The organism is Brevundimonas sp. (assembly GCF_013823285.1).
GTDB lineage: Bacteria > Pseudomonadota > Alphaproteobacteria > Caulobacterales > Caulobacteraceae > Brevundimonas.
Map to the genome: position 1 here is coordinate 1 of NZ_PNLV01000132.1, position 5705 is coordinate 5705.

The window sequence follows — 5705 nt, forward strand, 5'->3', positions numbered from 1 at the left end:
CAATGAGTTTTCAATGGAGACGCGCTTGCCCGACGGTCAGGCCAAAGCACCGGAGCCCCGCCAGGGCGCGGCCGGGCCGGACTATCCGGCGCTGGATATCCCGGCGCCGGGAGAGGCGGTCCAGGCGGCCGATGGCGTCCTGTGGCTGCGGTTCCCTCTGCCCATGGCGCTGGACCATGTGAACGTCTGGGCCATCCGCGACGGCGAAGGCTGGGTCATCGTCGACACTGGACTGGGCTTGCCGGACACCATCGACGCCTGGGAGACGGCTCTCGCCGGACCGCTGGAGGGCCGTCCCGTCACTCGCCTGATCTGCACCCACATGCACCCGGACCACATCGGTCTGGCGGGCTGGCTGTGCGAGCGGTTCGGCGCGCCGCTGTTCATGTCGCGGCTGGAATATGTGACCGCGCGCATGCTGCTGGCGGACACGGGCCCGGCGCCGGAGGCAGGCGTGGCCTTCTATCGCGCGGCCGGCTGGTCGGACGATCAGCTTGAGGGCTATCGCACCCGCTATGGCCTGTTCGGCAAGGCGGTGCGGCCCATGCCGCCGGAGTTCACCCGGCTCAGCGACGGAGACCGGATCGAGATCGGCGGCGACGGCTGGAGTATCGTCGTCGGCTCGGGGCATTCGCCGGAGCACGTCTGCCTGCTGCGCGAGCGGGATGACCTGTTCATCTCGGGCGACCAGCTGCTGCCGCGCATCTCCTCGAACATCTCGGTCTGGCCGACCGAGCCCCTGTCCGATCCGCTGAAGGACTGGCTGGGCTCGCTGGAGGCCCTGAAGGGCCGCATTCCCGAAAACGCTCTGGTGCTTCCCTCGCACGGCGAGCCGTTCCGGGGCGCCCACGCCCGGCTGGAGGCCCTGCTGCGCGGCCACGACGTGGCCTTGCGCCGACTGGAGCGGACCCTGGCCGAGCCGAAGCGGGCGGTGGATGTGTTCCCCTCCCTGTTCGGACGCGCGGTGGGCGAGGGCGTGCTGGGCATGGCCACAGGCGAGGCCATCGCTCACCTGAACTATCTGGAGGCCCAGGGCCGCATCAGCCGCGATCGCGGCGCGGACGGGGTGGACTGGTGGACCCGAATCGAAACTGGAGAACCCGCATGAGCGAGCATGTTCACGTCGCGTTTGAGCAAGGCGTGCTCAGCGTCACCCTGGCCCGGCCCGACAAGAAGAACGCCATCACCCAGGCCATGTACACGGTGCTGGCCGAGGCTGCCGAGCGGGCGAAGACCGATCCCGACGTGCGGGTGATCCTGTTCCGCGCCGAGGGCGACAGCTTCTGCGCCGGCAACGACATCGGCGATTTCATCGCCATCGGGTCGCAGACCGATGAGCCGCTGGACATGTCGGTGTTCCGCTTCCTGAAAGCCCTGGCCGAGCTGGACCGCCCCGCGGTGGCGGCGGTGAAGGGCCGGGCGGTGGGCATCGGCCTGACCCTGCTGCTCCACTGCGACATGGTGGTGGTGGCGGAAGACGCCCTGCTGTCGGTTCCGTTCGTCAACCTGGCCCTGGCCCCGGAGGCGGCGTCCACCGCGCTGCTGCCCGCCGTCATCGGCCACCAGCGGGCCTTCGAGCTGTTCGCGCTTGGCGAGCCCATCACGGGGCGTCAGGCGCTGGACTGGGGTCTGGCCAACCGCGCGGTCCCGGCCGGTCAAGTCGATGACGAGGCGCTGCGTCTCGCGGTCCTGCTGGCGGCGCGGGCGCCGGGCTCCATCCGCTCGACCAAGCGTCTGATGCGCGACGCCGGGGCGCTGTGGAGCCTGATGCAGCGCGAAGGCGAGGCGTTCGGCGCCCAGATGAAGAGCCCCGAGGCCATGGAGGCCTTCATGGCCTTCAGCCAGAAGCGCGCGCCCGACTTTTCGAAAGCCGGCTGATTTTTCCTTGACGGGCAGGGGCGCGGGCCGCAGATGCGCGGTCCCTTCAAGCCCGGCCGCGCCATGACCATCGCTCCATCGCCCCAGCCCGCGGTCGTTCAGGCCGAAACCGTGTTCGACGCGGCGGCGGTGGCGCGCGTGGTTGAGGCCGCCTTCGGTCCCGGACATCTGGCCAGGACCGCCGAGCGTCTGCGCGAAGGCCGCGATCCTGCTGTCGGCTTCGTGGCGCGTCAGGACGGCCGGATCATCGGTTCGGTGCGGCTGTGGACCATCACCATCGGCGGCGCGCCGGCCCTGTTCCTGGGCCCCATCGCCGTCGAAAGGACCGAGCGCAACGCCGGGATCGGCGCGGAGCTGGTGGCTGCCTGCGTCGACTGGGCCCGGGAGGCCCGGGCGTCCGGCGTTCTGCTGGTGGGCGATCCCCCCTATTTTGAACGCTTCGGATTTAAGCGCATCGAGGGCGCGGCCATGCCCGGTCCGGTGGATCCCGCGCGCCTGCTGTGGCTGGCGCTGGACGCGGTCGCGGCGCCCACCGGGCCAGTCCGCCCCGACTGACCCTTTCCGGCAGGCCCTTCCCGACGGCCCCCTTTCCGACGAGCCCCGGGGCGCCTACCATCAGAGGCATGACCCCGGACACCCTCAGCCTCATACAGTCAGTCGCCGGACACGCGGAGGACGGGCGCGGCCCTGCGCCGGTGCATCTATGGAATCCCGACAACTGCGGCGAGATGGATCTGGTCATCCGCGCCGATGGGGTCTGGATGCACGAAGGCTCGCCCATCGGCCGTCCCCAGCTGGTGCGTCTGCTGGCCACCGTCCTGCGCAAGGATCCGGACGGCTACTACCTGGTCACGCCGGTCGAGAAGCTGAAGATCACGGTGGAAGACGTGCCCTTCCGCGCCGTGCGGGTGGACCGTGAGGGTGACGATCTCATCTTCACAACCGATATGGGCGAGCGGGTCACGGCGGGCGCCGAACATCCCGTGCGCGTCGAGACCGACCGGACGACGGGCGAGCCGACGCCCTATGTCCATGTGCGCGGCGATCTGGAGGCCCGCATCGAGCGGTCGGTGTTCTACGAACTGGTGGAGATGGCGGCTGTGGCCGACGGTCGCATGACGGTGCGGTCGGGCGGCGTCGCCTTCACCCTCGGGGCGGTGACTTGAACGAGTTGCGTCAACAGTTGATCTCAGCGCTGGACCCGCTCGAGGCGGCGTCCGGTCGTGCGCGGTTCTCCGATTTCGACCTGAATCCCGACGCTCCGCGTCTGGACCGGCCCCTGCGCCCGGCGGCGGTGCTGATCCCGGTGGTGGATCACACGGACGGACCGACCCTGCTGCTGACCCGCCGTTCCGATTCCCTGGCCAGCCATACCGGCCAGATCGCCTTTCCCGGCGGGCGGCTCGATCCCGGCGAGACGGTGGTGCAGGCGGCCCTGCGCGAGGCGGTCGAGGAGGTGGGCCTGTCGCCCGATCATGTGGAGCCGCTGGGCCTGTCCGACGCCTATGAGACGGTGACGGGTTTTCTGGTGACGCCGGTGGTGGCCTGGGTGCGGCCGGGGTTCACCCTGACCACCGACCCGCGCGAGGTGGCCGACGCTTTCGAGACGCCGTGGGAATTCCTCATGGATGAGGCCAACCACCGGCGCGAGTTCTACGACGCGCCCGACGGCACGCGGCGCTGGTTCTGGGCCATGCCATGGGGCGAGCGCTACATCTGGGGCGCCACGGCCGGAATGCTGCGCTCCCTGTGGGGCCGCCTGCACGACCCGGCGCGCGAGGCCGTGGCGTGACGCGTCTGGATGATCAACCCTGGCTGACGGCGCCGCAGACCCGGGCGGTGATCGCGGCGCTGGAGGCGGCCGGGGGCTCCGGCTGCGCGCGCTTCGTGGGCGGCTGCGTGCGCAACGCCCTGATCGGCCAGCCCGTGGACGACATCGACATCGCCACCACCCTGACGCCAGAGGCGGTGATGGCGGCCATCAAGGCGGCGGGCCTGAAGGCCGCGCCCACGGGACTGGCCCACGGCACCGTGACGGCAATCGCTGAGGGTCACCCGCACGAAGTCACCACCTTGCGCCGGGACGTGTCCACAGACGGGCGCAACGCGACGGTGGCCTTCACCCGCGACTGGGCCGAGGACGCGGGACGGCGCGACTTCCGCCTGAACGCGCTTTATGCGGGCCCGGACGGCGAGGTGTTCGATCCGACCGGGCAGGGGGTCGAGGACGCCTTGGCGGGTCGCATCGTCTTCGTCGGCGAGCCGGAGACCCGCATCCGCGAGGACTATCTGCGCATCCTGCGCTTCTTCCGTTTTCACGCCTGGTATGGGCGCGGGCCGGCGGATGCAGCGGGGCTGAAGGCCTGCGCCGACCTGAAAGACGGCATGACCCGCCTGTCCGCCGAGCGGGTGTCGAAGGAACTGCTCAAGCTGCTTGCTGCGCCGGACCCTGCGCCGGCGCTGCGCCTGATGGCCAAGAGCGGGGTGCTGGACAGGGTGCTGCCGGATCACGCAGGCCTGACCCTGTTTGAGGCCATGGTACGGGTCTCACCCGACGCACTGCTGCGCCTTTCGGCCCTGCTGCCCGCCGATGCTGACCGGGTGCGGGCCTCGGCGCGCGCCCTTCGCCTGTCCAACGCCCAGAAGGAGCGGCTGGTCCTCGCCCTGCCGGCCGAACCGGCAGTCAGCCTGGGCATGGATGAGCGTGCGGGGCGCGCGGCCCTGTACCGGCTCGGCCGCCGCCGGTTTGAGGATCAGGTCAGGCGCGCCTGGGCCGCCGCGCCGGAGCAGGAGAACGCGGCGCGGCGGTTGCTGGATCAGGCTGCCGTCTGGCTGGTTCCGCGCCTTCCGGTGGACGGTCACGACGCGGCGCGGGCGGGCGCGTCCGGCCCGGCGGTGGGCCGGACCCTGGGGGCGTTCGAGGACTGGTGGGTGGATCAGGACTTTCCAGAGGGCGATCACCTCGCCATGCTGGACCGCTTTCTCCCCCGGACGCCTAAATGACCCGCATCGCAATCCTCGAGACCGGCGTCCCGCCCGAGGCGCTGCGCGACGACTTCGACGACTACCCTGCGCGCTTCCGGGCGCTGCTGGGCGATGGCGTGCCCACCACGCGCTTTAATGTGCAGGAGGGGCGCCTGCCCGATGATCCGTCCGCCTTCGAGGGCGTGGTAGTCACAGGCTCGGCGGCGGGGGTCTATGAGGATCATTTCTGGATCCCGCAATTGCTGGACTGGCTGCGCGCGGCGCGGGGGCGCGCGCGTCTTCTGGGCATCTGCTTCGGCCATCAGGCCATGGCGCAGGCCTTCGGCGGGCAGGTGGAGAAATCGGACAAGGGCTGGGGCGTCGGTCTTCACCGCTACGACGTTCTCAGCCACGAGCCCTGGATGTTCCCGAAAGCCGACAGCGTCGCCATTCCGGTTTCGCATCAGGATCAGGTGGTCGCCGTCTCTCCCGACACACGCATCATCGCGGCCAGCGACTTCACGCCCTACGCGGGTCTGGCGTGGGGTGAGGACGCCGTGTCCTTCCAGTGCCACCCGGAGTTCCAGCCCGACTACGCGGCCGCCCTTGTGGAACTGCGTCGGGAGCGCATTCCGGCCGCTGTGGCCCATCAGGCGCTGGAGACCCTTCGCCACGCCAACGACCGCGCCCTGATGACCGCCTGGATCCGCGCCTTCCTTCTGGGAACCCCGCCCCCGACCGAGGCGGCCGGCAGCGGCATCTAGGCCGTTTCATTCACGCTGAACGCCCGCCTTGCGGCAATCGGACGCCGGATACATTCCGGTTCCGCTTGTGATGGGACGCGGCGGGGCAGGGGTGTTATC

7 protein-coding genes are annotated in these 5705 nt (G+C 70.3%); all 7 read left to right on the forward strand.

Annotation, left to right across the window (positions count from 1 at the left end):
- Positions 1-13 precede the first annotated feature (13 nt).
- Positions 14-1108: an MBL fold metallo-hydrolase gene (locus C0461_RS13065; RefSeq protein WP_292107633.1), complete on the forward strand. Its 1095-nt coding sequence runs from the start codon at positions 14-16 to the stop codon at positions 1106-1108.
- Positions 1105-1878 carry an enoyl-CoA hydratase gene (locus tag C0461_RS13070; protein ID WP_292107624.1) on the forward strand — a complete coding sequence of 258 codons (774 nt, stop codon included), beginning with the start codon at positions 1105-1107 and terminating at the stop codon, positions 1876-1878. The genes C0461_RS13065 and C0461_RS13070 overlap by 4 nt, the downstream gene beginning before the upstream one ends.
- Before the next feature lie 33 nt (positions 1879-1911).
- Positions 1912-2433: an N-acetyltransferase gene (locus C0461_RS13075; protein WP_292107626.1), complete on the forward strand. Its 522-nt coding sequence runs from the start codon at positions 1912-1914 to the stop codon at positions 2431-2433.
- Positions 2434-2501: 68 nt separating this feature from the next.
- Positions 2502-3044 carry a DUF1285 domain-containing protein gene (locus C0461_RS13080; RefSeq protein ID WP_292107628.1) on the forward strand — a complete coding sequence of 181 codons (543 nt, stop codon included), beginning with the start codon at positions 2502-2504 and terminating at the stop codon, positions 3042-3044.
- Positions 3045-3061: 17 nt separating this feature from the next.
- Positions 3062-3670: a CoA pyrophosphatase gene (locus C0461_RS13085; RefSeq protein ID WP_292107629.1), complete on the forward strand. Its 609-nt coding sequence runs from the start codon at positions 3062-3064 to the stop codon at positions 3668-3670.
- Positions 3667-4881, forward strand: coding sequence for a CCA tRNA nucleotidyltransferase (locus C0461_RS13090; protein WP_292107631.1), 1215 nt, complete (start codon positions 3667-3669; stop codon positions 4879-4881). Before C0461_RS13085 ends, C0461_RS13090 begins: the two co-directional genes overlap by 4 nt.
- Positions 4878-5606: a type 1 glutamine amidotransferase gene (locus C0461_RS13095; protein WP_292107632.1), complete on the forward strand. Its 729-nt coding sequence runs from the start codon at positions 4878-4880 to the stop codon at positions 5604-5606. Before C0461_RS13090 ends, C0461_RS13095 begins: the two co-directional genes overlap by 4 nt.
- Positions 5607-5705 lie beyond the last annotated feature (99 nt).

Excerpts from the sequence above, each read along its gene's own strand:
- C0461_RS13070 (WP_292107624.1), top strand. The coding sequence starts at position 1,105 with ATGAGCGAGCATGTTCACGTCGCGTTTGAGCAAGGCGTGCTCAGCGTC.
- C0461_RS13095 (WP_292107632.1), top strand. The coding sequence starts at position 4,878 with ATGACCCGCATCGCAATCCTCGAGACCGGCGTCCCGCCCGAGGCGCTG.
- C0461_RS13075 (WP_292107626.1), top strand. The coding sequence starts at position 1,912 with ATGCGCGGTCCCTTCAAGCCCGGCCGCGCCATGACCATCGCTCCATCG.
- C0461_RS13080 (WP_292107628.1), top strand. The coding sequence starts at position 2,502 with ATGACCCCGGACACCCTCAGCCTCATACAGTCAGTCGCCGGACACGCG.
- C0461_RS13065 (WP_292107633.1), top strand. The coding sequence starts at position 14 with ATGGAGACGCGCTTGCCCGACGGTCAGGCCAAAGCACCGGAGCCCCGC.